Origin of the sequence: Pseudomonas zanjanensis (genome assembly GCF_014268745.2) — a bacterium.
In the GTDB taxonomy this organism is placed as follows: Bacteria; Pseudomonadota; Gammaproteobacteria; order Pseudomonadales; family Pseudomonadaceae; genus Aquipseudomonas; species Aquipseudomonas zanjanensis.
Genome location: NZ_JABWRB020000002.1, coordinates 36,721 through 60,375 on the forward strand (window position 1 = coordinate 36,721; position 23,655 = coordinate 60,375).

At 57.9% G+C, this 23,655-nt stretch carries 18 protein-coding genes; 4 read left to right on the forward strand and 14 right to left on the reverse strand.

The genetic code is table 11. The annotated features are described in order from the left end of the window. Positions 1 to 14 precede the first annotated feature (14 nt). The 4 genes from HU715_RS15955 (at position 15) to HU715_RS15970 (ending at position 5,415) form a co-directional block, all read left to right on the forward strand. Complete coding sequence (locus HU715_RS15955) at positions 15 to 1,073, forward strand: homoserine dehydrogenase (RefSeq protein WP_186706602.1); 1,059 nt, start codon at positions 15 to 17, stop codon at positions 1,071 to 1,073. Then, positions 1,070 to 2,482 carry an aldehyde dehydrogenase family protein gene (locus HU715_RS15960; RefSeq protein ID WP_186706601.1) on the forward strand — a complete coding sequence of 471 codons (1,413 nt, stop codon included), beginning with the start codon at positions 1,070 to 1,072 and terminating at the stop codon, positions 2,480 to 2,482. The genes HU715_RS15955 and HU715_RS15960 overlap by 4 nt, the downstream gene beginning before the upstream one ends. Before the next feature lie 565 nt (positions 2,483 to 3,047). Beyond that, the gene (locus HU715_RS15965; RefSeq protein ID WP_186706600.1) at positions 3,048 to 4,322 is read left to right on the forward strand and encodes a glycoside hydrolase family 68 protein; all 1,275 of its coding nucleotides are present in this window, start codon (positions 3,048 to 3,050) and stop codon (positions 4,320 to 4,322) included. 733 nt (positions 4,323 to 5,055) lie between these two features. Continuing rightward, a complete protein-coding gene (locus HU715_RS15970; protein ID WP_186706599.1) occupies positions 5,056 to 5,415 on the forward strand; it encodes a DUF6124 family protein in 360 nt (119 codons plus the stop codon). A 69-nt stretch (positions 5,416 to 5,484) separates the two neighbouring features. Here the strand turns inward: HU715_RS15970 and HU715_RS15975 are convergent, their stop codons facing one another. From HU715_RS15975 to eat, 14 genes are all read right to left on the reverse strand, one after another. Further along, the gene (locus tag HU715_RS15975; RefSeq protein ID WP_186706598.1) at positions 5,485 to 6,051 is read right to left on the reverse strand and encodes a hypothetical protein; all 567 of its coding nucleotides are present in this window, start codon (positions 6,049 to 6,051) and stop codon (positions 5,485 to 5,487) included. Positions 6,052 to 6,482: 431 nt separating this feature from the next. Continuing rightward, positions 6,483 to 7,394, reverse strand: coding sequence for a restriction endonuclease (locus HU715_RS15980; protein ID WP_186645326.1), 912 nt, complete (start codon positions 7,392 to 7,394; stop codon positions 6,483 to 6,485). A gap of 63 nt (positions 7,395 to 7,457) precedes the next feature. Next, a complete protein-coding gene (locus tag HU715_RS15985) occupies positions 7,458 to 8,741 on the reverse strand; it encodes a restriction endonuclease subunit S (protein WP_186706597.1) in 1,284 nt (427 codons plus the stop codon). Continuing rightward, on the reverse strand, positions 8,734 to 10,284 hold the full coding sequence (locus HU715_RS15990; RefSeq protein ID WP_186706596.1) for a class I SAM-dependent DNA methyltransferase: 1,551 nt from the start codon (positions 10,282 to 10,284) through the stop codon (positions 8,734 to 8,736). Before HU715_RS15990 ends, HU715_RS15985 begins: the two co-directional genes overlap by 8 nt. A gap of 53 nt (positions 10,285 to 10,337) precedes the next feature. Further along, positions 10,338 to 11,336 carry an Abi family protein gene (locus HU715_RS15995; protein WP_186706595.1) on the reverse strand — a complete coding sequence of 333 codons (999 nt, stop codon included), beginning with the start codon at positions 11,334 to 11,336 and terminating at the stop codon, positions 10,338 to 10,340. 256 nt (positions 11,337 to 11,592) lie between these two features. Then, positions 11,593 to 15,069: a type I restriction-modification system endonuclease gene (hsdR, locus tag HU715_RS16000; protein ID WP_186706594.1), complete on the reverse strand. Its 3,477-nt coding sequence runs from the start codon at positions 15,067 to 15,069 to the stop codon at positions 11,593 to 11,595. Between the two features lie 534 nt (positions 15,070 to 15,603). Beyond that, entirely contained in the window at positions 15,604 to 16,335 is a 732-nt protein-coding gene (locus HU715_RS16005; RefSeq protein WP_186706593.1) for a LexA family transcriptional regulator, read from the reverse strand. A 194-nt stretch (positions 16,336 to 16,529) separates the two neighbouring features. After that, positions 16,530 to 17,057 carry an inorganic diphosphatase gene (gene ppa / locus HU715_RS16010; protein WP_186613746.1) on the reverse strand — a complete coding sequence of 176 codons (528 nt, stop codon included), beginning with the start codon at positions 17,055 to 17,057 and terminating at the stop codon, positions 16,530 to 16,532. Positions 17,058 to 17,168: 111 nt separating this feature from the next. After that, positions 17,169 to 17,981, reverse strand: coding sequence for a M90 family metallopeptidase (locus HU715_RS16015; RefSeq protein ID WP_186706592.1), 813 nt, complete (start codon positions 17,979 to 17,981; stop codon positions 17,169 to 17,171). Positions 17,982 to 17,986: 5 nt separating this feature from the next. After that, positions 17,987 to 18,643, reverse strand: coding sequence for a DedA family protein (locus HU715_RS16020; protein ID WP_186706591.1), 657 nt, complete (start codon positions 18,641 to 18,643; stop codon positions 17,987 to 17,989). Between the two features lie 475 nt (positions 18,644 to 19,118). Continuing rightward, positions 19,119 to 19,583, reverse strand: coding sequence for a GNAT family N-acetyltransferase (locus tag HU715_RS16025; protein WP_186706590.1), 465 nt, complete (start codon positions 19,581 to 19,583; stop codon positions 19,119 to 19,121). 107 nt (positions 19,584 to 19,690) lie between these two features. Beyond that, positions 19,691 to 20,515 carry an ethanolamine ammonia-lyase subunit EutC gene (eutC, locus tag HU715_RS16030; protein WP_186706589.1) on the reverse strand — a complete coding sequence of 275 codons (825 nt, stop codon included), beginning with the start codon at positions 20,513 to 20,515 and terminating at the stop codon, positions 19,691 to 19,693. 10 nt (positions 20,516 to 20,525) lie between these two features. After that, a complete protein-coding gene (locus HU715_RS16035) occupies positions 20,526 to 21,920 on the reverse strand; it encodes an ethanolamine ammonia-lyase subunit EutB (protein ID WP_186706588.1) in 1,395 nt (464 codons plus the stop codon). A 57-nt stretch (positions 21,921 to 21,977) separates the two neighbouring features. Beyond that, positions 21,978 to 23,426, reverse strand: a complete 1,449-nt coding sequence (gene eat, locus HU715_RS16040) for an ethanolamine permease (RefSeq protein WP_053125697.1) — start codon at positions 23,424 to 23,426, stop codon at positions 21,978 to 21,980. Between the last annotated feature and the right edge of the window lie 229 nt (positions 23,427 to 23,655).

Sequence of the window (23,655 nt, forward strand, 5' to 3'; positions counted from 1 at the left end):
AGGACATAACAAAAATGACTGAATACAAACTGGCCCTAGTCGGCTTCGGCGGTGTAAACCGGGCATTGGCCCAACTGATTGCCGAGCGCAACCAGCAGTGGAAAACCGAACTCGGCTTCACCCTGAAAATCGTCGGCGTGACCGACCTGTTCCTCGGTTCGGTGATGAACCGCCACGGCCTCGACGCCGCCTCGCTGGCCCGACTGCCCGCCAGCAAAGGCGCCATGGCCCAACTCCCCGGCGGCACCGTCGACGCCCTCAACGAAGCCGTGATCAAAGACTGCGGCGCCGACATCATCGCCGAAGCCACCTTCACTAACCCGGTGGACGGCGAGCCCGCCACCTCGTTCTGCCGCTGGGCCCTGGAGCGTGGCAAACACGTGGTCACCACCAACAAAGGCCCCATCGCCCTGCACGGCGCCGAACTCAAGGCCCTGGCCCGACGCAACAACGTCGCCTTCGAATACGAAGGCTCGGTCATGAGCGGCACCCCGGTCATCCGCCTCGCCAAACAAGCCCTGGCCGGCAGCTCCATCACAGGCTTCGAAGGCATCCTCAACGGCACCTCCAACTTTGTCCTCACCGCCATGGAAGGCGGCCTCGGATTCGCCGAAGCCGTCAGCCAGGCCCAAGCCCTGGGCTACGCCGAAGCCGACCCAACCGCCGACGTCGCAGGCCATGACGTGCGCCTGAAAGTGGTGATCCTGGCCAACGAACTGCTCGACGCCAAACTCACCATCAACGACGTCACCTGCAACGGCATTGCCTCCCTCACCCTCGACGACATCGAAAAAGCCCGCCGCGACAACGCACGCTGGAAACTCATCGGCGCAGCCACCCGCAATGCCGACGGCTCCGTCAGCGCCAGCGTCGAACCGCGCCTGCTCAGCAACGACCACCCCCTGGCCAGCATCAGCGGCGCCACCAACGCCGTGTCGTTCACCAGCGAACTGCTCGGCGCCGTCACCGTCTCCGGCCCAGGCGCCGGCCGCACCGAAACCGCCTTTGCACTGCTGTCCGACATCATCCACATCCACCAATCGGCAACCCGCAAACAGGAGCACACCCTGTGAACGTATCGCGCCTGGCCCTGGCGGTCGTCGAACCGCACATCGAAGTCCTCAACCCGTTTGACGGCAGCGTCGTCGGCACCGTCGCCGACGTGTGCGCCTCAGAAGTCCCACACCTGCTCGAAACCGCACGCAGCGGCGCAAAAACCTGCGCCGCACTCCCGCGTCATCGCCGCGCCAGCATCCTCGAACAAGCAGCACTGAACATCGAACGCGACGCCAAGGCTTTCGCCCGACTCATCGTCGACGAAGCCGGCAAGACCCTCAAACAGGCGGAAAAAGAAGTCAAACGCTGCGTCAACACCCTCAAACTCTCCGCCGAAGAAGCCAAGCGCAATGCCGGTGAAATCGTCCCGTTCGACGCCTACGAAGGCGCCGAATCGCGCCAAGGCTGGTTCACCCGCGAACCCCTGGGCCTGATCGTCGCCATCACCCCCTACAACGACCCGCTCAACCTCGTCGCCCACAAACTCGGCCCGGCCATCGCCGGCGGCAACGCAGTGATCCTCAAACCGTCCGAACTGGCACCGTTGTCGGCCCTCAAACTGGTGTCGTACCTGGTCGCCGCCGGCCTCCCCGAAACCGTCGTCACCGTCGCCACCGGCGGCGCGGAACTGGGCAAAGCCCTGGTCGCCGCCCGCGACGTGCGCATGATCTCCTTCACTGGCGGCTTCGTCACCGGCGAACAAATCGCCCGCACCGCCGGCCTGAAAAAACTCGCCATGGACCTCGGCGGCAACGCCCCCGTCATCGTCATGGGCGACTGCAACCTCGACGCCGCCGTCGACAGCTGCGTCTCCGGCGCCTTCTGGGCCGCCGGGCAAAACTGCATCGGCACCCAACGCCTGCTCATCCACGCACCGATCTACGCAGCCTTCCGCGAACGCTTCGTCAACCAGGCCCAAGCCCTCGTCGTCGGCAACCCACTGCTCGCCAACACCGACATCGGCCCGATGATCAGCCAACAAGCCGCGCAGAACGCCGAACAAGTGGTCAACGAAGCCCTGCAACAAGGCGCCACCTTGCTCTGCGGCCACCGCCGTCAGGGCAACTGCTACGCCGCCACCGTCCTGGAAAACGTCGACCACACCAGCCGACTCTGGCGCAACGAAGCCTTTGCGCCTGTGGTGGTGTTGCAGCCATTCGAGACGTTCGATGAAGCCATCACGTTGGCGAACGAACCGGAATACGCGCTTCACGCTGGGATCTTCACAAATGATTTATCCACGGCCATGAGCGCTGCACGACGGATCGAAGCAGGGGGCGTGATGATCAATGATTCGTCGGATTTCCGGTTCGATGCGATGCCGTTTGGCGGCTCCAAGTACGGCAGTTTGGGCAGGGAAGGGGTGCGCTTTGCCTACGAGGAAATGACCCAGCCGAAGGTGGTTTGTTTGAATACGTTGGGGTGAGGGGCGAGTCAGTCCCAAGGAGTCGCTTTATCTGTCATGTCGCTAAAACACCATTTTGACGACACGTTTTGTTCTCATGTCGCCGGTAGCGACATGAGAATGGAACGTGTCGCAGAAATCAAAAAACAGCGACACGTTGTGTCGGTCCTCTGTGGAAGCAGGCCTGTTCACGAAAAGGCCAGCAAACCCAACCCCGCAACCAAGTCAAACCCTTGTGGGAGCAAGCCTTGCCCGCGATAGCGCAACACCAGCCACATCAAAACAACTGACCCACCGCCATAACAGCCATACCACGCCCAACTGTGGGAGCGAGCCTGCTCGCGATAGCGCCAAGCGCTCAGAACACCAAGCGTGCAGGTAACATCGGCGATCTCCCAAAAAACAAACTTCTTAAAACGCTCCAAGCTGAAACGTATCAGCTACGAGAAAAAACCAAAATATGCACAAATGCATTTTTATGCTTGACTGCATAGGCAAGCCTCTATAAGGTGATTTCACTGTATGCACATACAGCATTTCTAAATCACTACTTATTTAAATCCATTCATGGACGAGGCTCTAACTCATGAAAACCACCACTGAAAAATTCGGTGCAACCCCCCATCAACCCAGCCTCTGGACCCGCGCCGACGCGCTGAAAGTCCGGGCCGATGACCCCACCACCACCCAGCCGCTGGTTAGCGCGGATTTCCCGGTACTGAACAACGACGTGTTCATCTGGGACACCATGCCCCTGCGCGACCTGGACGGTAACGTGACGTCCGTCGATGGCTGGTCGGTGATCTTCACCCTGACCGCCGATCGTCATCCAAACGACCCGCAGTACCTCGACGAGGACGGCAACTACGACATCCTCCGCGATTGGAACGATCGCCACGGTCGGGCAAAGATGTACTACTGGTTTTCTCGTACCGGCAAGAACTGGGAATTCGGTGGCCGCGTGATGGCCGAAGGCGTTTCCCCAACCGCCCGCGAATGGGCCGGTACGCCGATCCTGTTGAACGACCGAGGTGAAGTGGACCTGTATTACACCGCCGTCACCCCAGGCGCGACCATCGTCAAGGTGCGCGGTCGGGTAGTGACCACTGAACACGGTGTCAGCATGGTCGGCTTCGAGAAGGTCAAGCCGCTGTTCGAGGCCGACGGCAACATGTACCAGACCGAAGCACAAAACGCGTTCTGGGGTTTCCGCGACCCATGGCCTTTCCGCGACCCGAACGATGGCAAGCTGTACATGCTGTTCGAAGGCAACGTCGCCGGTGAGCGCGGCGCCCACAAAGTAGGCGAGGCAGAAATCGGCGACGTGCCGCCGGGTTATGAAGACGTCGGCAACTCGCGCTTCCAGACCGCCTGTGTCGGCATCGCCGTGGCCCGCGACGCCGACGGCGACGACTGGGAAATGCTGCCGCCACTGCTGACCGCCGTCGGGGTAAACGACCAGACCGAGCGCCCGCATTTCGTGTTCCAGGATGGCAAGTACTACCTGTTCACCATCAGCCATACCTTCACCTATGCCGACGGTGTCACCGGCCCGGACGGCGTGTACGGTTTCGTCGCGGACTCGCTGTTCGGCCCTTACGTGCCGCTGAACGGCTCCGGCCTGGTGCTGGGCAACCCATCCTCCCAGCCATTCCAGACCTACTCGCACTATGTCATGCCAAACGGCCTGGTGACCTCCTTCATCGACAGCGTACCGACCGACGAAACCGGCACGCAGATTCGTGTCGGCGGCACCGAGGCACCCACGGTGGGCATGAAAATAAAAGGGCAACAGACGTTCGTGGTGGCCGAGTACGACTACGGCTACATCCCGCCGATGCTTGACGTCACCCTCAAGTAACAGCAACACCGGGGTTTCAGGCAGCGGGTTTGCGGTCGATGGCAAAACCGTTGTGGATATGATCGAGATATCCCGCCTGATTCATTGCGACGATGCTCGCAAGCCCCATTGAACAACGAGTCGTAACCCTCTTCGCGACTGGCTGCAAGGATGCAGCCGGTCGCGAATGCATTTCCGCATTGCGTACTTGGAACGATGAAATCTCTTAATAAGTAGTGCAACAGCCTGCTGCACAATTCCCCAACCGCAACGTCGCTCCTTGCTAAATGACGCTGACGCACCGCATTCACGAGCAAAACCCCTCCGCCATTCCTATGTTTGAAATGCGTGACGCAAGCTTCTCTGTGGGAGCGAGCCTGCTCGCGATGGCGGTGTATAAACAACATTCCGGCCCGCTGTTTATCGTGACTCCACGAGACTAGCCACGACCGACATCACCTTGCGCCATTGCCTACAACTACGCCAGAATCCGCCGGCTTGTGCGTCTTTGGCCGCGTCGGTAGCTTTGATCCTGTCACTGCCCATCAGTGATCGGGTTTAGCAGCCCGTCGAGTTGAGTCGCATCAAGCTTCATCAGTCAGGTATTCCCATCCCTGCATTTGATGGTGGCTGTGCGTGGGGCGCCCTCGGGCGCGCCGATTTCTTAACTCGTCGGTCTGCTAACCCGCGTACAGCTGCCACCCACTCGTTTAGCAGCGAGAGGGTTGTGGCCTCACCAAAGAGAGTTAAGGCTATGGTCAAAATTACACCGAACCCTCCGATTGCAGATGAGCATGTGTCTCGCGCTCAGTCTGCTCGTAACAAGAAGCTTGATGATGCTGCTAACCGGGCTTTGGATTACTACCTGAAGCCTACGCCGAAGAAAGAAACGTCCGACAACCCCAACAGCATCTTCCGCATCGCACCTGATGTTGATTCGGAATGCCTGCTTGCCAGTCTCAGTGAAAACCTGGCTGCGGCCAATGCCATGATCAATGATCTGGCGTTTGACCTTGAGGGTTCGCGACGGCGTGTTGCGATGGGGATTTTGCAGGTGATTGAGGTGAGTGAACTGTTGGCTAATCGGGCTTTGGATATTGTTGAGGTGAGGTAACAAGGGGCCGCGCTTACCCCGGGTATGAAAAAAAGGTCTTGCTTGGCAAGACCTTTTTTTCATGGTGGCTTATAGCTTAGCCATCACTGCCGTATAGATCAGCATGGCCAGTCCAACACCCGTCAGTGAAATCCAGAAGCAGTTGGCAGCAGTTATTTTGGAGTTTTGCTGACCTAGCGGATCATTTTCCAGATGGTTAATTGCCGACTGAACCCGAAGTAGGCAGAACAGGTTAAAAAGCAATGTTGCTGCTGGAATGGCTGAATGAGCTCCAGGTGCGCTCGGCCAGAATGCGGCATAAATCCCTACAAACTCGGAAACTATAAGTGCAAGTGCAAGTAGGCGCGGGTGCCATTTGTAGTGCGTATGAGAAATATATAGTTGTCGATCAATTTTCATGTGTAATGAATAAGTAAATAGCACGCCCATGATGGTGCGTATCAAGGGCAGCACTCTTGCATTGGTGGCGATCCTGTATGTTTTCCAGTTTTTGTACAGCCAGTAGGTGTAATAGTAACCAAGGGTTAATAAAAACATGACGATGAATTTGTTTTTCGAGACGATGTAGAACCGAGGGGCGGCTAGCAGGGGCGTCGCTTGGGTTGTGGGTGTCGATTCTTCGGCAGATGTCGTCATGAGTAAACTCTAAAAGGTTTGGCTGTAGTAATTCGATGGGGTGAATATTTTAATGAGGTCGGAATGCTCTGGGCGAATGGTAGCAAGGTCCTAAAACAGAAAGTTGTAGGATGGTTCCCAAGAGGGGATACGTTTTGTCCGGAGTTGACGCGGTATTTGGATGTAGGAAGTATTGCTGTAGGAATGTTCTTAGGGGGCGCGGAATAAGCGATGGACTCAAATTGTGCAAGAGGTACTTGCACAATTACCGGGAGTTATCCAGGTGGTGAGCACTGAGGTCGTGCAACAGCTTGCTGCCCAATTGCCCTGACGAGAGAGGCGTTTTTGTATAAGAGAGCCCGGAAACACGCTCAATTTGTCCAACAGCCTGTTGGACAATTGTGAACCTCAGCACGACATCAGTGGGTGCGGTGAGCGGCAAGCCAGCTGGGTCAATCTTCCACGAAGTAATCGCTATCCAAGTGCTTCACTTCGTAAACCTGTTTGACGTTGCAGCCGAGATTGTTTTCGACCATCAGCCGCGCCAGCTCCAACCCATCGATCAAGACCACTTTGATATCCAGGCTCAAGGCGGCCTCACGGGCTCCGTTGGAGAAGTCCGAAGTGGTAATGAACACACCCTTGCGAGCGCGTTGGCGGGTGAGGGCGCCGATGAACTTATCGATTTCCGGGCGGTGTACGGTGTTGGTCCAACGCTTGGCTTGCAGGTAGATGACGTCCAGGCCGAGTTTGTCTTCTTTGATGATTCCGTCGATGCCGTCGTCGTTGGTTTGTTGCGTTGCGCGTCCTGCTTCCTTGCGTGAACCGCCGTAGCCCATGGCGATCATCAGATCGACCACCAGTTGCTCGAAAAAAGTTGGTGAAGCTGCACGCACCAGGGCCAGCAGTTCATCCGCCAATGATTGCGTCAGCGCCTGGTGTGCTGCGGCCAGTTGCTCGTCGGGAGTAGCTTGTTCGACCGGTTCGCTCTGCAAGGCTAACGCTGGGTCATCGGCGGGACTGGTCGTATGGAACGCGGCGAATTCAGGGTATTGCTTGAGCCACCTAACGGTAATACGTGCCGGCCCGCTGTTTAGCGCCTCTCGACCGCGTTCAGTGATTTGCACCAGTCCCTTTGCCGGAATGCTCAGCAGCCCCGCCTTATTCAGATAGGTTCGCGCCCAACCGACTCGATTGTTAATGACTGTTTGCTTGCCGGAAGGCAGGCGTTCGCTGCGCTCCTCCTCGCTGAGCTGAAACTCGTTAGCGATGCGCTCGCGAAGTTCGCTTAGGGCTAGCGGAGTATTGTCGGCGACGGTGGCCAGTATCGGTCGCATGACGCTCTGGAAATCCGGGATGGGCATAAATGACTTCCTATTCAGTTGCCGGGCGTAACGGCCAGCGTGAAAATAGCGACAGTGATGCGCTCAAGCTGAGGCCTTGCGCCCACGCTTGGCCTTGGGAGCGGCGGCACGTTGGGCCTTGATGCGCTCCAGCAGCACACTGGCAGGTTCATCGTTGGGGTCTTGTGGTACCAGTTCGCCACGGAACGCTTTGGCCAGGATGCTTTGGGTTATGTGGTCGATGCGTTTCTTTGCTGAGGAGACTTTGACTTCTAGCTGGTCGGCGAAGGCGACGAGTTGCTCGACTCGGCGGACGATTTCTTTTTGTTCATCGAGGGGAGGCATCGGGAAAGCCAACTCACTCAGAACCTTCAAGTTTATATTTTTCTGAGCGGTAGCCGGCGCAAGGGCTTCAATTTTTTTCTTGTTTATATCAATGAGGTACTTGACGAACTGAGTTGAGCATTTTTCATTGTTTGCGATAAAGCCAACGATGCTATCTGGGAAGCAAGCTTCAATGCCAAGGACTGCTGTGTCTGCTATATTGGCTGCGATAGTTATGCAAAGCGTGTCTTTTGGGAAAAGTCTACTTTGCGCTAAACCAAAGTCGCTATAGAAAATATTTGTGTTGTTGATGCGCCCTGTTGAGTTGGATATCTGGCCCGTTTGTATAAAAGGGTACTTGTCGCCGAATAGCCTTTTATCGTTCCGAGGACGATGCTTTGATTTTCCTCGAGCTAACTCTCCCAGAACTTTTAAAGGGGTTTCTATCCAATGTATGTCTTCATTTGCAGAATGAACATCTCCGGTTCGCCAGTTTTCCGTCAGCCTTCCAGAAACTGCTGCGGCAAGAACCGATTGGCGGAAGCGTTTAAGCAAGGCGGGGATGGCGTCGACACGTGCTTTAAGAGAGGCGGCTATCGCTAATAGCTCATCGAGTTTTTGCGTTATGCGGGTTTGTTCGGTGAGCGGGGCCAACCTTATCGAGACCTGAGATAAGCTTTGTCTTGTTATTTGAGGTTGTGCTGAGCCAGTAATTGCATCGGTTAAGCCTCGAGCTTGGAGCATATATCTCAAATAACTTGTGGAAGTGGCTTGCTCAGCTAAATTATCCAGAGCCATGGCGTTTCCATTTATGTAGGATCGCGGCTCCGATACGTGCAAATTGCCGCAGGTGGCCCCTCGACAAGTAATCATTAGCGTTGGGGTTTCATGTGTATAGCTTGAATAAAAACCGATTTTCCCATTTGCGCCATAAACAACGTACCCCGTATTTGTTAGCTCTGCAGCAGAGATTACTTTCCACTGCTTGGGGCGGCACAATTCAGTCAACTTCTCTTCAGTCCACCCCTTTGGCAAGTCACTCATTTTCCATTCCCTCAACTACTGCGAGCCCCATAACCTCGGCCATCAAGTGTTTCTGCGCAGCCACTTCATCCCCAGCCCCCAGCGCCTTCATAAGCTCTTCCAATTCACGCAGTGCCTCGGTCAGTTCAGCCATAGCCTCACCCGCCAGCACTTCCGGTGCGGGCAGATCAGCGGCATCCACGCTGTCAGCGTCCTTAAGCCAGCTGATATCCAGCGAGTCACCCCGTTCCTTGCGGATGTAGTCGCGGGTAAACACCCGAAAGCGGCTGCTTTCGCCAACGCCTTCGACATTCTCAGCACGCGGGCTATTACCGTTTGCATCCTCGCCATAGGCATCTTCAAAAGGTTTGAGATGCTGCGCCCCAAAAGGCGTTCGTTTGCCAAAGCTAGGCATATTGCTACGCAAGTCATAAATCCAAGTGCGCTGTGTGCAGCCTTGATCCTGCCGGGGATTGTCAGCAGTACCCTTCTGAAAGAACAGAACATTGGTCTTCACGCCCTGAGCGTAAAAAATACCGGTGGGCAGGCGCAGGATCGTGTGCAGGTTGCACTTGTCCATCAGGTCGCGGCGTACATCGGTACCAACGCCGGCTTCGAACAATACGTTGTCCGGCAGTACCACCGCGGCGCGGCCACCGGATTTCAGACCACGGTAAATGTGCTGAAGAAAGGCCAGTTGTTTGTTGCTGGTTTTGTAGGTCAGATCATCGCGAGTTGGACCGCCGCCGCCCTTGGCTGTACCAAACGGTGGATTCGAGAGGATGACATCAACTTTGGGTAGGTTAGCCCCGGTTTGGCCGAGGGCATTGCCGAGATGCACCACGCCTTCTTCGTCACCCTCCATACCGTGCAGCAAAGTGTTCATCAAGGCTAAACGGCGGGTGCCGGGCACCAGTTCGATGCCGATGAAGGCGCGGTTACGCTGAAAGCTGCGGTCCTTGTCATTGAGTTCGTAATGATCGTCGGTGTTGCCTTTGATATAGGCATCCGCCGCGATCAAGAAACCTGCGGTACCGGCGGCAGGGTCCTGGATGGTTTCCCCGGGCTGCGGCTTGATGCAGCGAATGATGCTGTCGATCAATGGACGCGGGGTGAAGTACTGGCCGGCGCCGGATTTGGTTTCGCTGGCGTTCTTCTCCAGCAGACCTTCGTAAAGATCACCAAGCCCATCGCGGCGGGCGCTGAACCAATCGATCCCGTCCAGGCTTTTGATCAACTGCTCCAAGTGGCGAGGCTCTTTCAAGCGAGTCTGGGCGTCGGCGTAAATCGCGGCGATCAGCGGGTCGTTGTTTTTGCCCAGGTCCAACAGCATCTGCCGGTAATGATCGAGCAGGTTGAGCCCGGACTTGCTTGCCAGGTCTGGCCAGCGGGCACCCTCAGGCAACTTATGGGTGAAACTGTCATTGTTCTGGACCTGTTCGAATTCCATCTTGATAAACAACAGCAATACCAGCTCGGTGACGTAGTCGCTGTAATTGATGCCGTCGTCGCGCAGTACGTCGCAAAGGTTCCAGAGCTTCTGGACGATATCGGAGTTGGTCATGGGAGCTCTCAAAAAGGATTCATGGTAAGCGGGGTAGGTCGCGAAAATCTTATTCAGCCGGGCACTTGCCAGAACGGGTCATTCTGCCAGTCCGGCGGGAAGCCCATGGCTGCCAGGTTGATATCGGCGAACTCGTTTAACAACTCATGCAAACGTCTATCCCAGCTGGTATGCGGGCTGACCTGGCGCATCAGTAAATTGAGGATGCATAACACCGTAAACATACGGGCATGCTGCCCTGGACGTTGTAAGTGTTGAGGCCAAAGGAAATTAACGGTTTTTGGCAGTTCAGGACGGATACCCAGTTCCCGGTTCCACAGCCGTGCGTGATGCGCACAAATATTGCGGATGGTCGTTAGGGTATGCAGCCAGGATTGCAGCAGTGGACCGGGCAAAGCTAGACGTCGGGCGATGGCCTTTTTGTCGGCATCGCGTGCCAATCCCTTGAACAAGTGCGAAAGCTCGCCAAGGGTGATTTCTTCCATTGCTGCCCAAGCAGGCATTAGGTCGGGAGTGTTGTAAGTCAATGCGTAATGGCGTGCATAGCTTTCCTTGGTCCGCAGACTTTTGAGCTGCGCTTTGCGGGCTTCGGTCGCCTGGGATGCGTCGATGCGTCGGCATTCACGCATATGGTCCTGGCGCGCCTTGTCTTGCTTGCTATGAATGCTATCGAGCAATGCCTGATGACGATAATCGCGCTGAAAGAAGCGACTCTCCAGATACCAGTGAGCGCCAAAGTGTGGCCCCATATGATTGCTGATGGCGGCTCGGGCCGCGACCTCGATGCGTTCAATGGCATCAATGACTAGCAGTCGCAAGCGTCGGTCAAAGTCGTATAGGCGAGTGAGCGCCTGCAACCGCGTACCGGGTCTGAAACCGTGCTCGGCGTCTTCCAAGATTTGGAAAGGGCGCATATAAGGCGTGAGGCGAAAGAAGCTGACGGCTTCGAGAAAACAATGTGCCTTGCCTTCATCCAGAATAGTGAGCCCGCGTTGTTTGAGCAGTGCCAATTGCGCAGGAATATCGATGGCTGGCTTGCTGAAAAGCTTCATGCGGAAAAACTACCGGGCATAAAAAACCCGCTCAATTTGTGCGTAGCTGCCGGAGCAACCATAGGCATGGCGGGTGTGTTGCGTGAGAGGTTATGCACAGATGTTCCGTTTTGCAAGTTTTTTGGCGCCGCAAGGATGAGTGGAACAGGCGACGCCTGCGGATCTGCGCGATTCCGCTGCTGGGGTATAAGGGCGCATGCCTTCGGTACTGGGGCTGCGGATGATGAGCTCCGGAAAATCCTCAAACGGTTCAGATTCATCCAACAGCCGACCAAAGATTGTCGTTCAGCGCTTCCAGCACCAAATCCAGTTTCCCTCCCAGGTTACGATCCAGCCCCTTGATCCCTCCATCTCCCCTAAAGGCATCATTGACCTGCTGTGGATCAATCACCACTTCGTGCACCAGTTGCTTGGCCAGACGATCCAGCCAGCGGCGTTGTACGGGTGTCCAGGGCTGCGAGGCGTAAATACCCTGCATGGCATTGGCGACGCGTTGATCGAATGGCAGCAATGCTTCGCCAATAGCGGCTTGGCGGATATAACCGATGATGCTGGCAGCGATTTCCTGATTGGTCTGATTACGCCAAGCGCTTTTCAGGCTGGCTTCGCTGAAACCGTTCTGATCGAGTAGCAGCCGTACTTCTCGCAGTTGTCCGCGCGTTAGGTCTTTGGGACGGTTAACCACGACGCCAAGAGCAGCGGACTGGTTGAGTTGTTTGTGAATGAACTCATGGAAGCTCTCCAGATAGTCCGCGGGTTTTTGGTATTGCCCATAGTTTTGCTCGCGTACCATCAACTGGTCGGGGTGAGGGGATATGACCGGGTATTTTTCCGAACCCAACAGGGCGCTGACGGCAGCCAGCTGGTCGATCAGTTGGCTATGTTGGCGTACAAAATTAGCGGCTTGCTGCGGACCAAGCTCGTGCAAGTGCTTATGCAGCTTGGCTGGTTCAATGCCCCAGATATCCTGCAGCTCATCAAGTTTCCGTTTAAGACCTGGTTTGTTCTCGACCTTGTGTTGGGCTTTGCGCAAGATGCGCATGATGCGCTGACTGAGTTGATCGAGCACGTCATGGGCATGGCTGCTGTCTTCTTGGCTGCCGGGTGCGTCGTGGCTTGCACTGCTGGTGAGTTCGCTGACCAGTTGTTCCAGCGAGATGTTTGGGTTCTTCACCAACGGCTTCATGGTGTCGACTGCTTCGAGGCTGGCGTAGAGGTCGACCGGGTCGTAGATGCGGAACACGGTCTTGCCGATTTCGTCGCAACGACGGGTAGCACGGCCTTTCATCTGCTCATAAAGAATACGTGAGCGGACGCGGCGCATGAACACCAGATTGCAGATTTTCGGCACGTCGATGCCGGTGGTTAACAGGTCAACGGTAATGGCTATGCTGGGGTGCGGTTCGTTTTTGTAGCGGCGAATCAGTTGCTCGACCTTGTCGCTCTGGCCGGTAATGATCCGCACGGTCGCTTCGTTGTACTGCTCGCCATAGGCTGCCTTGAAGGCCTCATCAAGCAGGTTTTTTACTCGTTCTGCATGGGCTTGGTTGACGCAGAAAATCATGGTCTTTTCTTCGCCGAACGGGTCCAGTTCGTTGGCCAGTGCGTCGCAGATGACCTTGTCAAAGGCCGGTGTTATGACCGTACGGTTGAACGACTCGATGTTAAAAGTCAATTCATCGTCCAGCTCCGCTGCATCGACCTCACCGGTCAGGGTGTTAATCACGCTGACCGATTCGCCCTTCTCAAAGCGGATGCCGTGCTTACTGAGTTGGGTTTCATAGCGGATCGGCGGCTCATGATCGATGAGCCAGTCGTCAGCAACAGCTTCCCGGTAGCTGTAGGTGTACACCGGTTTACCGAAAATTTCGCTGGTGTGTTTGGCTGGCGTGGCCGTTAGACCGATACGGCAGGCATCGAAGTGATCGAGCACACGTCGGTATTGGGAGAGGTATTGGCTGTGATCGCGTACGGTCAGCTCACCTTCGGTCATCTCCTGATCGAGCGTATAACCCCGGTGAGCTTCGTCGACGATGATGCAATCGAACTCCCCTACGGACGGTGGGGTATCCGAGCGGAAAATCCGACTGACCATGGCTTGTACGGTGGCTACCTGGATGCGGGTCTCCGCTTCTGCGGCCATGTCGCCGAGCTCTTTAATGTCGTAAATCTGCCCCAGGGTGTGATTTTGCTCCAGCGTGGTGTCGTTGAACGAGTCAATAGCTTGCTGGCCAAGGGCACTACGGTCGACCAGAAAGAGAATGCGCTTGAAGCGTTCGGTTTTGAGGAAGCGATACATCAGGCCAATGATGGTGCGGGTTTTACCCGTGCCGGTGGCCATGGCTAATAAACAATCGCGCTGATTGTCAGCCAGCGCCTGTTCCACGGCCTGGATGGCTTTCTCTTGGTAATCGCGCAACTTGAGGTAAGCAAAGCCCTCAGCTTTGAGCTTGGCCTCGGCTTCCGCCTGGCTGCGTTTGAGCAGATCTAGTAAGTCGTTTGGCTTGTGAAAATCTTGCAGCGGCCGGCGGGTATTGGCAGGGCTGCGCAGATCACGGAACCAAGTGCCGGACTGTTCTGCAAGCTGCTTAATAAAGGGACGACCGTTACAGGCGAAAGCAAAGGGCACGCGGAAATGGCTACCGTCACCATCGCTCCAAGGCTGTGCTTGGCCAGCTTGCAACCAAGGCTGTATATGCTCACTGGATAGGTTGAACTCGCGGGCATAACGCTCAGCCTGGGGAATTCGGTCGGCAATATTGATGCGTTTACGCTTGGCTTCGACGATGGCGATAGGCATTAGGCCAGCGAACAGCACATAGTCGGCGCAGGCTTTGGGGCTGCTGGTTGGCCATTCGGCGATGGCTTTGTTTTTACCTTTCTCGGGACGTGCACCTTTGCTGTAAGTGAGGTCAAGAGAATCTGCGTCCCATCCGGCGTCGATTAATTGCTGATCGATCAAAATACGGGTGAGGTCTTCCGAAAGATCAAAGCTACTGCTGGCCTGTTGGGTTTTCTTGGCAACCTGTTTGCTGGCCTGCGGCTGTGCGGCCAGTTGCTGCTGCAGCGCTTTAAGGCTTTGCTCATGCTCTGAGCGCATCTTTTGTAGGGCTGCTTCGTGCTCTTTGATCAGTTGCTTGTTGCTGCGCGACTCAGCATCCATCTGCTCGGCAAGCACAGCGTATTCTTCAGCTTCGCGCTTGAGTAGTTCGGCAAGTTGCTGATTATTTTCCAGCTGTTGGCTGGAATCGTTGAGCTGCGCTCGGAGCTGTTCGATTTGATTTTGCAGGTCGCGTAGTGGGGCGCTGGGGTCGCTGGGGGTAACGAAAGGGCCGGGCTTAAAGGACTCGGCGTTCTTGCCGAAGGACCGGTGATACCAGATGGTTAAGGCCCGACCGACCTTTAGTCCATCCATGGCTTCACGATGCTGAGTATGGAACCCGTGAGTGGCCCTGTTCCCTTCAACACGCAGGGTATGAAACAGGCTGCGGATGTTCTGATCCAGCTGGATTTCGCGGCTGAGCTTGTACAGCAGGTCGGACTGAGAGGTGTGGGTATCAAATTCGATACCGGCGCGGCTGGCCAAATCCTGGGCCAAGGCTTCGCCAAGTTGGCGTAGTTTGATCAACGTTGTATTGGGATCGCTGGCGAATACCTGCTCGGCTGTGCTCGCAAGCTTTAGGAAAACGGGATCGTGTTCCTTGAGAAAGGCGAAATTACTGCTGGCTGCCATGTTCGATCCTTCGGTTGCGTAGCCACTCTGCGCGAAGCCTGCGCTTTGATGCGTAAGTCGCGGTAGCTTAACGAAGGTAAGGCGAGTTTGGCCATGGCGTTGCGCCATTCAATAAGCAACTAGAGTTGTCTTGGGCACGTGAGATGGGCAACGGTCAATAAATGACGCATTAAAAAGCCGGCTTATGGCCGGCTTCTCGTTGACTGATTCAGCTCGTTTTTGACAAACCTTACCAGCCTTCAAAACGTACATCCGGCTCTTGCGGCCGGCTGTGGGACTTGGTCAGAAAGTGATCTGCCTTGTCGGTGCGAGGCGTGGGCTCGCAAATGTGGGGCGGAGGATACGCGGGTTTGCTTCGGAAGCCCAGTGGTAAGTGGTGTGGAATCATTGGGTTAGGGGGATTTAGGGGGAAAGCAGGGGGCTGCTGCGCAGCCCAGCGGGAGCAAGCTCCCTCGCCACAAAAGCTCTCTGCCACAAAAGCTCCTGCCACAGCTTCTACTGCAGTTCCTGCCACTGTTTCTGGCCTTGGGTGGGTTAGTCGGACACCGGCGGTCTCTGTTTGTTGAGGGTTGACCACCAGAACACCCAGCCGATCACGTGGATGTGTTGTGCGTCGATTTGTTCGGCGCTGAAGACTTCGTCGGGGTACGCGGCGCTGTTGTGGCTGCGCAGTCGCAGTCGGTTACCGGGGATTCTGTGGAGGTATTTGATGCGGAGCATGCCGTCATGTTCGAGGGCATAGATTTGTCCGTCGACAATTTGCGTCAAGCCGCGGTCAATGGCGACGGTGGAGCCGTCTTCTATACGTTCGGCCATGCTGTCGCCGACCATGGTGATGCAGATGGCGTCGCTGGGGTCTATTTCCAGGGATTCGAGGTGGCTGCGGGGCAGGCGGATGGATTGGTCGGGGATTTCGGTGATGTGGGTTTTGGTTTCGCCGGGGGCGATGGGGACTTCCTTGTAGAAGGGCAGTTCGATGTCCGTGGGTTCCGCCACGCTGTAGACGCCGTCGTTTTCGGCGGCTTCATAGGTGGTGCCGGGGCCGAGGCCCAATGGCGTTTGTGGGCCTTCGCCGCGGGCGAGCCACTCCGGGCTGACGGTCAGCAGGCTGGCGATGGAGTGGATGCGTCCGGGCGGGATGCCACGGTTGAACCAGTTGTTCACGTGTTGGGATTTCACGCCGTACAACTTCGCGAAGTCGGCGGATCGGATGTTCGCTTCTCTGAGGAGGGCTCTGAAGCGGTCGCCACTGGAAAGTATTTTCATAAACGGAAAGTTTAGAGACGACTGTGCTTTGGGCAATAAACATGTCGTGTGAATTTATAAGATGATCTTTCCGTTTGCGGGAATCGAAACTGGCAATGTAAACGTAGCTAAACGCTATTAATACGAAGTTGTATTAAGCAGGGTCCAAACATAAAAAACCCCGGTACTAACCGGGGTTCTTTTTAAGTTCAGTCTCAGCCTTTGTAGGCGGCAACCGATTGGGTGATCGCTTCACGGGCGGCATCAGCACCGGCCCAGCCTTCGATCTTGACCCACTTGCCTTTTTCGAGATCTTTGTAGTTCGCGAAGAAGTGTTCGATCTGCTGGATCAGCAGCGGTGGCAGGTCGGTGTATTCCTTCACGTCGACGTACAGTTGCGACAGTTTGTCGTGTGGCACTGCGATGACTTTGGCATCGCCGCCGCCGTCGTCGGTCATGTTCAGGATGCCGACTGGACGAGCGCGGATGACCGAGCCTGGGGCCACTGGGTAAGGGGTCACGACCAGCACGTCGAGGGGGTCGCCGTCGTCGGCCAGGGTGTTGGGGATGTAACCGTAGTTGGCCGGGTAGAACATCGGGGTGGCCATGAAACGGTCAACGAACAGGCAGTCGCTGTCTTTGTCGATTTCGTATTTGATCGGGGCGTGGTTGGCCGGGATTTCGATTGCGACGTAGATGTCGTTCGGCAGGTCTTTGCCAGCCGGAATCTTGCTGTAGCTCATTGGGCGGTGCCCCCGTTAGTTGACCAAATGACTGGTCGGATTGACCAAAAAGTGGCGGCGATTATAGGCATATTCGGCCGCTGTTGCCACGTTACCAGGGTCTTAGAGACCTTAGTATGACGCCTGATAGACCGGATCTTCGGCCTGAAGTTGCCGCAGCCGGGCCAACGGATCCTGGCGGTAGAACGCCTTGAGCTGTTCATACACCCGTGGATAGGCCTGGTGCAGCAGGTCTGGAGCGCTGAAGAAGTATTCGCTGGTGACGGCGAAGAACTCGGCGGGGTTTTCGGCGGCGTAGGGATCGATGGCGGTTTGGGCGTCGGGGTTGTGGTCGAGTTGGCGGTCGAGGTCGTCGAAGGCTTGCTGCATGGCCTCGGCCCAGTCGCTGACGCGCATGTCGGCGTGCAGCGGTGGCAGGCCGTTGGCGTCGCCGTTGAGCATGTCGAGTTTGTGCGCCAGTTCGTGGATCACCAGGTTGTAGCCGTCCCAGCCGCCGCTCGCCATGACGCCGTCCCAGGCCAGGATGATCGGGCCTTGGGGCCAGGCTTCGCCGCTGTGTTCGCCGTCCCACTCGTGCTCGATGCCGCTGGCGTCGCGGTAGCGTTGGGGGCTGAGGAAGTCGTCGGGGTAGAGGACGATTTCGTGGAAGCCTTGGTACCAGTTCAGGTCGCCGAGGTGCATCAGTGGCAATTGGGCTTGGGCGGCGAGCAGCAGGCGTTGTTCCTGGTGCAGTTCGACGCCGGGCAGGGCGGTGAGGTGTTTGTCGTGGAGGAAGAGCACGCAGGCTTCCCGCAGCCATTGGTCCTCGGCGGCGCTGATGCCGTCGAGGAAGCTCAATTGTTGGCGCACCCGCTGCCAGGTGTCCTCGGCCACGGGGTGTTTGGCGAGGGTGCGTCGGCGGCGCCAGTTGCTCAGGGACCACATGGCGATCAGCGCGGGTGGGCTTTCGAGGCGCGCTGGTTCAGTTTGCTGCGCACCAGGCTGATGATCATCGGCAGCAGCGACAGCAGGATGATGCCCACGACCAGCAGCGACAGGTTCTGCTTGATGAAGGGCACGTTGCCGAAGAAGTAGCCGAGGGTCACCAGGCCGCCGACCCAGAGGACGGTGCCGAGGACGCTGAAGCCGAAGAAGCGCAGGTAGTTCATTTTGCCGACGCCGGCGACGAAGGGGGCGAAGGTGCGGATGATCGGCAGGAAGCGCGCCAGGGTCACGGTTTTGCCGCCGTGTTTGGCGTAGAAGTCGTGGGTTTGCTGCAGGTAGTCGCGGCGGAAGATTTTCGAGTTGGGGTTGCTGAAGAGTTTTTCGCCGGCGGTGCGGCCGATGAGGTAGTTGGTGCTGTCGCCGAGGATCGCCGCGAGCATCAGCAGGCCGCCCAGCAGGACGGGGTCCATGGCGCCACCGGCGGCGACGGCGCCGGCGATGAACAGCAGGGAGTCGCCGGGCAGGAACGGCATGACCACCAGGCCGGTTTCACAGAAGATCACCAGGAACAGGATGGCGTAGACCCACGTCCCATAGTTGGTCACCAGCATGTCGAGGTAGACGTCGAGATGCAGGATGAGGTCGAGGGGGTTGAAATCCATGTATGGCACCTGTGGTGGCGGCCCGACTCGGCAGGCGGGTGGGTCTGGCTTTGAGTATGGCTACAGGGTGTGTAGCTTTTTCTTACAAGCTGGGAAGAGCGGCATTATACGGTGGCGCGGGGGGCATGCGGGGGGAGTTTGTAGCTGGGGATTTCGAGGTAGGGCAAACACCTTGGGGCGAGAGGAATACCTGTGGCGAGGGGATTTATCCCCGCTGGGCTGCGCAGCAGCCCCAAACCTGAGCATGCGGTGTATCAGGTTGACCAAGGTGGCTGCTGTTGGGACCGCTTCGCGCTCCAACGGGGATAAATCCCCTCGCCACAGGTTAGTGCTGTGTCATTGAGGTTGAGGTTGCAGGAGATTGGGGCTGCTGCGCAGCCCAGCGGGAGCAAGCTCCCTCGCCACAGGGGTTTCACTCGGCCACAGAGGTTTGATCGCTCCCACGCGGAGCGTGGGGACGATCAGTCCGCGGTCATCAGGTCAAATCTTCGCTGATCGGCAACACGTAGTTCTTGAACTCGGTGTCTTCCTTGAACCCAATCGATTCGTAGGTCTTCTGCGCGACTTCGTTGTTGCTGCTGGTGGAGACGCGCATGCGGACGGCGTTGGTTTCCTTGGCCATTTTTTTTGCGGTGCGGATCAGGTTGTCGGCCACCAGCTGGCGGCGGGCGTCTTCGGCGACGTAGATGTCGTTGAGGATCCACACGCGCTTGAGCGACAGCGATGAGTAGCTCGGGTAGAGCTGGCAGAACCCCAGTAAACGGTTGTCGTCGTCATCGGGCAGGGCCAGGTAGATCACCGACTCTTTGCGGCGCAGGCGCTTTTCGAGGAAGGCTCGGGACGAATCCGGGTAGGGCAGTGAGCCGTAGAATTCCCGGTATTTGACGAACAATGGGGTCAGCAGGTCCAGGTGTTCCAGGGTTGCTTGGATAATCCGCATGGTAGGTCTCGTCTGCAAGGGTCGACAGATATTCTGACAACACTGTCGCGCTGCCGTGCTTTTGATGCTGCCTGAAAGCGGATCAAAAACGCAATCGGATAAACGGATCAGTCGCGGGGCGGCGCCAGTAGGAAATTACCTTTCATATCGGCAGCGTTTTCCGACTCTAGAGTGTTTACCTGGGCTTCGTCCTTCAGATTGACCCCCGAGAGCTGCCGGCGACAGGCCTCGCGCATCAGGTAGATCAGGCGATGAGCCGCCATGCCGTAGCTCAGGCCTTCGAGGCGCACGTTGGAGATGCAGTTGCGATAGGCATCGTTCAGGCCGACCTTGGGGGCGTAGGTGAAATACAGTCCCAGGCTGTCGGGGGAGCTGAGGCCGGGGCGTTCGCCGATCAGGATCACCGACATCTTGGCACCGAGCCGTTGCGCCACTTCATCGGCCACGGCGACGCGGCCTTGTTCCACCAAAACGATGGGCGACACCGACCAGCCGTCAGCGGCGATCTGCTCTTCCAGCCGCGCCAGGAACGGCAAGGTATGGCGATGTACCGCCAACGCCGACAGGCCGTCAGCCACGACGATGGCCAGGTCCACGCCGCCAGGGTGGGCCGCCGCGTACGCGTCCAGCATTTGCGCGGATGCCTCATCGAGCCGTCGGCCCAGGTCCGGGCGCTGTAGATAACTGTTGCGGTCGCTGGCCGCGCTATGGAGCAACAGGCTCTCACGGCCGCGTTCATCCAGTTGTGCGCGGATGCCCTGGTGGTCGAACGCCAGGTGCACGGCATCACGGGCCTGGGCGTGGGCGAACTGGAAATCCAGTTGCGCCGAGGTCGGCAGGCTGGTGCCGGTGCGGCCCAGGGCGATGCGCGCCGGGGTGAGGTTGCGCAGGTTCAGCCAGGGGTTTTGTGGATCGACAGGTGATTTATCCATGGCGGGTCTCTTATCCCAAGTGCGCTAAGGCATGACGAAACGCCGGTGGCAGGTTGTCGCCGAACCGCACCCGGCCATCGGCCTGGGTGAAGATGCCCATGTTCGCCAGCCAGGTTTCGAATTCCGGCGCCGGCTTGAGGCCCAGGGTCTGGCGGGCGTAGAGGGCGTCGTGGAACGAGGTGGTCTGGTAGTTGAGCATGATGTCGTCGGAGCCGGGGATGCCCATGATGAAGTTGATCCCGGCCACGCCCAGCAGGGTCAGCAGGGTGTCCATGTCGTCCTGGTCGGCTTCGGCGTGGTTGGTGTAGCAGATGTCGCAGCCCATCGGCACGCCGAGCAGCTTGCCGCAGAAGTGGTCTTCGAGGCCGGCGCGGATGATCTGCTTGCCGTTGTAGAGGTATTCCGGGCCGATGAAGCCTACAACCGTGTTCACCAAAAACGGGTTGAAATGTCGCGCCACGGCGTAGGCCCGGGTCTCGCAGGTCTGTTGATCGACGCCGTGGTGGGCGTTGGCCGACAGCGCGCTGCCCTGGCCGGTTTCGAAATACATCAGGTTGTTGCCGAGGGTGCCGCGATTCAGGCTGAGCCCGGCGTCGTAGCCTTCTTTCAAGATGTTCAGGCTGATGCCAAAACTGGCGTTGGCCGCTTCGGTGCCGGCGATGGACTGGAACACCAGGTCCAGGGGCACGCCACGGTTCGCCGCCTCGATGGAGGTGGTGACGTGGGTCAGCACGCAGCCCTGGGTGGGGATGTCGTAGCGCTGGATGATGGCGTCGAGCATTTCCAGCATGGCGCAGATCGAGGCGGTGCTGTCGGTGGCCGGGTTGATGCCGATCATGGCGTCGCCATTGCCGAAGAGCAGGCCGTCGAGGATGCTCGCGGCGATCCCGGCGGGTTCGTCGGTGGGGTGGTTGGGTTGCAGGCGGGTGGACAGGCGCCCGCGCAGGCCGAGGGTGCCGCGGAACTTGGTGACGACGCGGATTTTCTGCGCCACCAGTACCAGGTCTTGCACGCGCATGATCTTCGAGACAGCGGCGACCATTTCCGGTGTCAGGCCCGGGGCCAAGGCGCGCAGGCTCTGTTCATCTGCGGCTTCGCTGAGCAGCCAGTCGCGAAACCCGCCGACGGTGAGGTGGCTGACGGCGGCAAAAGCTTGTTTGTCGTGGGTGTCGACGATCAACCGGGTGACTTCGTCGACCTCGTAAGGAATCAGCATTTCTTGCAGGAAATGGCTCAGGGGCAAGTCAGCCAACGCCATTTGCGCGGCCACGCGCTCGCCATCGTTGAGGGCGGCGATCTCGGCCAGGAAATCCCCGGAACGGGCCGGGCTGGCCTTGGCCATCAGGTCTTTGAGGCTGTCGAAGCGGTAGGTCTGGGCGCCGACCGTGTGTGCAAAGCTGGCCATACAGGTTCTCCGTGACGGCGCCGCTGGGCGGCGCCGTGGTTTTCGGCACGTTACGGCTTAGTGCAAGGCTTCTTCGGCTTTTTGAATGGCCGCGAATTCCTCTTCGGGCGTGCCTGCGACCAAGTGATGCCGACTGTAGAAAGCAAAGTAAGCAATTAACACTCCATAGATGATCGCGGCGCCGATCACCACCCGAGGATCGACCAGGAAGCCCGCCACCACGGCGATGCACGCCAACACCAGCGCCACGCCCGAGGTGAAGATGCCGCCCGGCGTGCGGTATGGCCGGTCCATTTTGGGGCGACGGATGCGCAGGGTGATGTGCGCGGCCATCATCAACACGTAGGAAATGGTCGCGCCGAACACCGCCACCAGAATCAGCAAGTCGCCCTGGCCGGTCAAGGACAGGCCGAAGCCGATGATGCCGGGGATCACCAAGGCCAGGACCGGTGCCTTGCTTTTATTGGTTTCCGAGAGTTTGCGTGGCAGGTAGCCGGCGCGGGACAAGGCGAAGATCTGCCGCGAGTAGGCGTAGATGATCGAGAAGAAACTGGCGATCAAACCGGCCAGGCCGACGAGGTTGACGAAGCTGCCCATCCAGGTCGAGCCGCCGTAGGCCTTGGCCAGGGCTTCCACGAGCGGGTTGCCCGAGGTCATCAGCGCGTTGGAGCCGGCGCCGCCCGGGCCGATCACCAGGATCAGCAGGGCGAAGGCCACCAGCACCAGCATGGCGCCGATCAGGCCGCGTGGCAGGTCGCGCTTGGGGTTCTTGGTTTCTTCAGCGGCCAGGGGCACGCCTTCCACGGCGAGGAAAAACCAGATGGCATAAGGGATCGCCGCCCAGACGCCGACGTAGCCGAAGGGCAGGAACGGACTGGCGCCCACGGCTTCCTTGACCGGAATGTCCAACAGGTTGGCGACGTTGAAGTGCGGCACCATCGCCACCAGGAAAACCCCCAGCGCCAGGGCGGCGACGGCGGTGATGATGAACATCAGCTTAAGCGCTTCGCCGACGCCAAATATGTGGATGGCGATGAAGATGATGTAGAACGCCAGGTAGATCATCCAGCCGCCAATGCCGAACAGCGACTGGCAATAGGCGCCGATGAACACGGCAATCGCCGCCGGGGCGATGGCGTATTCGATCAAAATCGCCGTGCCCGTGAGAAACCCGCCCCAGGGCCCGAAGGCGCTGCGGGCAAAACCGTAGCCGCCGCCGGCGGTGGGGATCATCGAGGACAACTCGGCGAGGGAAAAGCACATGCACAGGTACATAGCGGCCATCAGCAGCGTGGCGAGGAACATCCCGCCCCAGCCGCCCTGGGCCAGGCCGAAGTTCCAGCCGGCGTAGTCACCGGAAATGACATAGGCCACGCCCAGGCCCACCAGCAGGACCCAGCCCGCCGCGCCTTTTTTCAGTTCGCGTTGTTGGAAATATTCGGAGCCGACTTTTTCGAAGTCGACCGAGGACGTTGCCGGTTGCGGGTTTGCATGATCGCTTGGCATAAGGGTTTACCTGTTTTTATTGTTGTTTTATCCAACCTGATCGCCGGAGTGGCGCATTACCCCTGTGGGAGCGGGCTTGCTCCGGGCGGCGATCCGACGAAAGCGGTCCTACCTTCAGCATCTAAGTGACTGACACACCGCTTTCGCGAGCAAGCCCGCTCCCACAGTGGATCTGTTTCAACCCTGGAAACGAGTTATCCACAAATCCCTGTGGGAGCGAGCCTGCTCG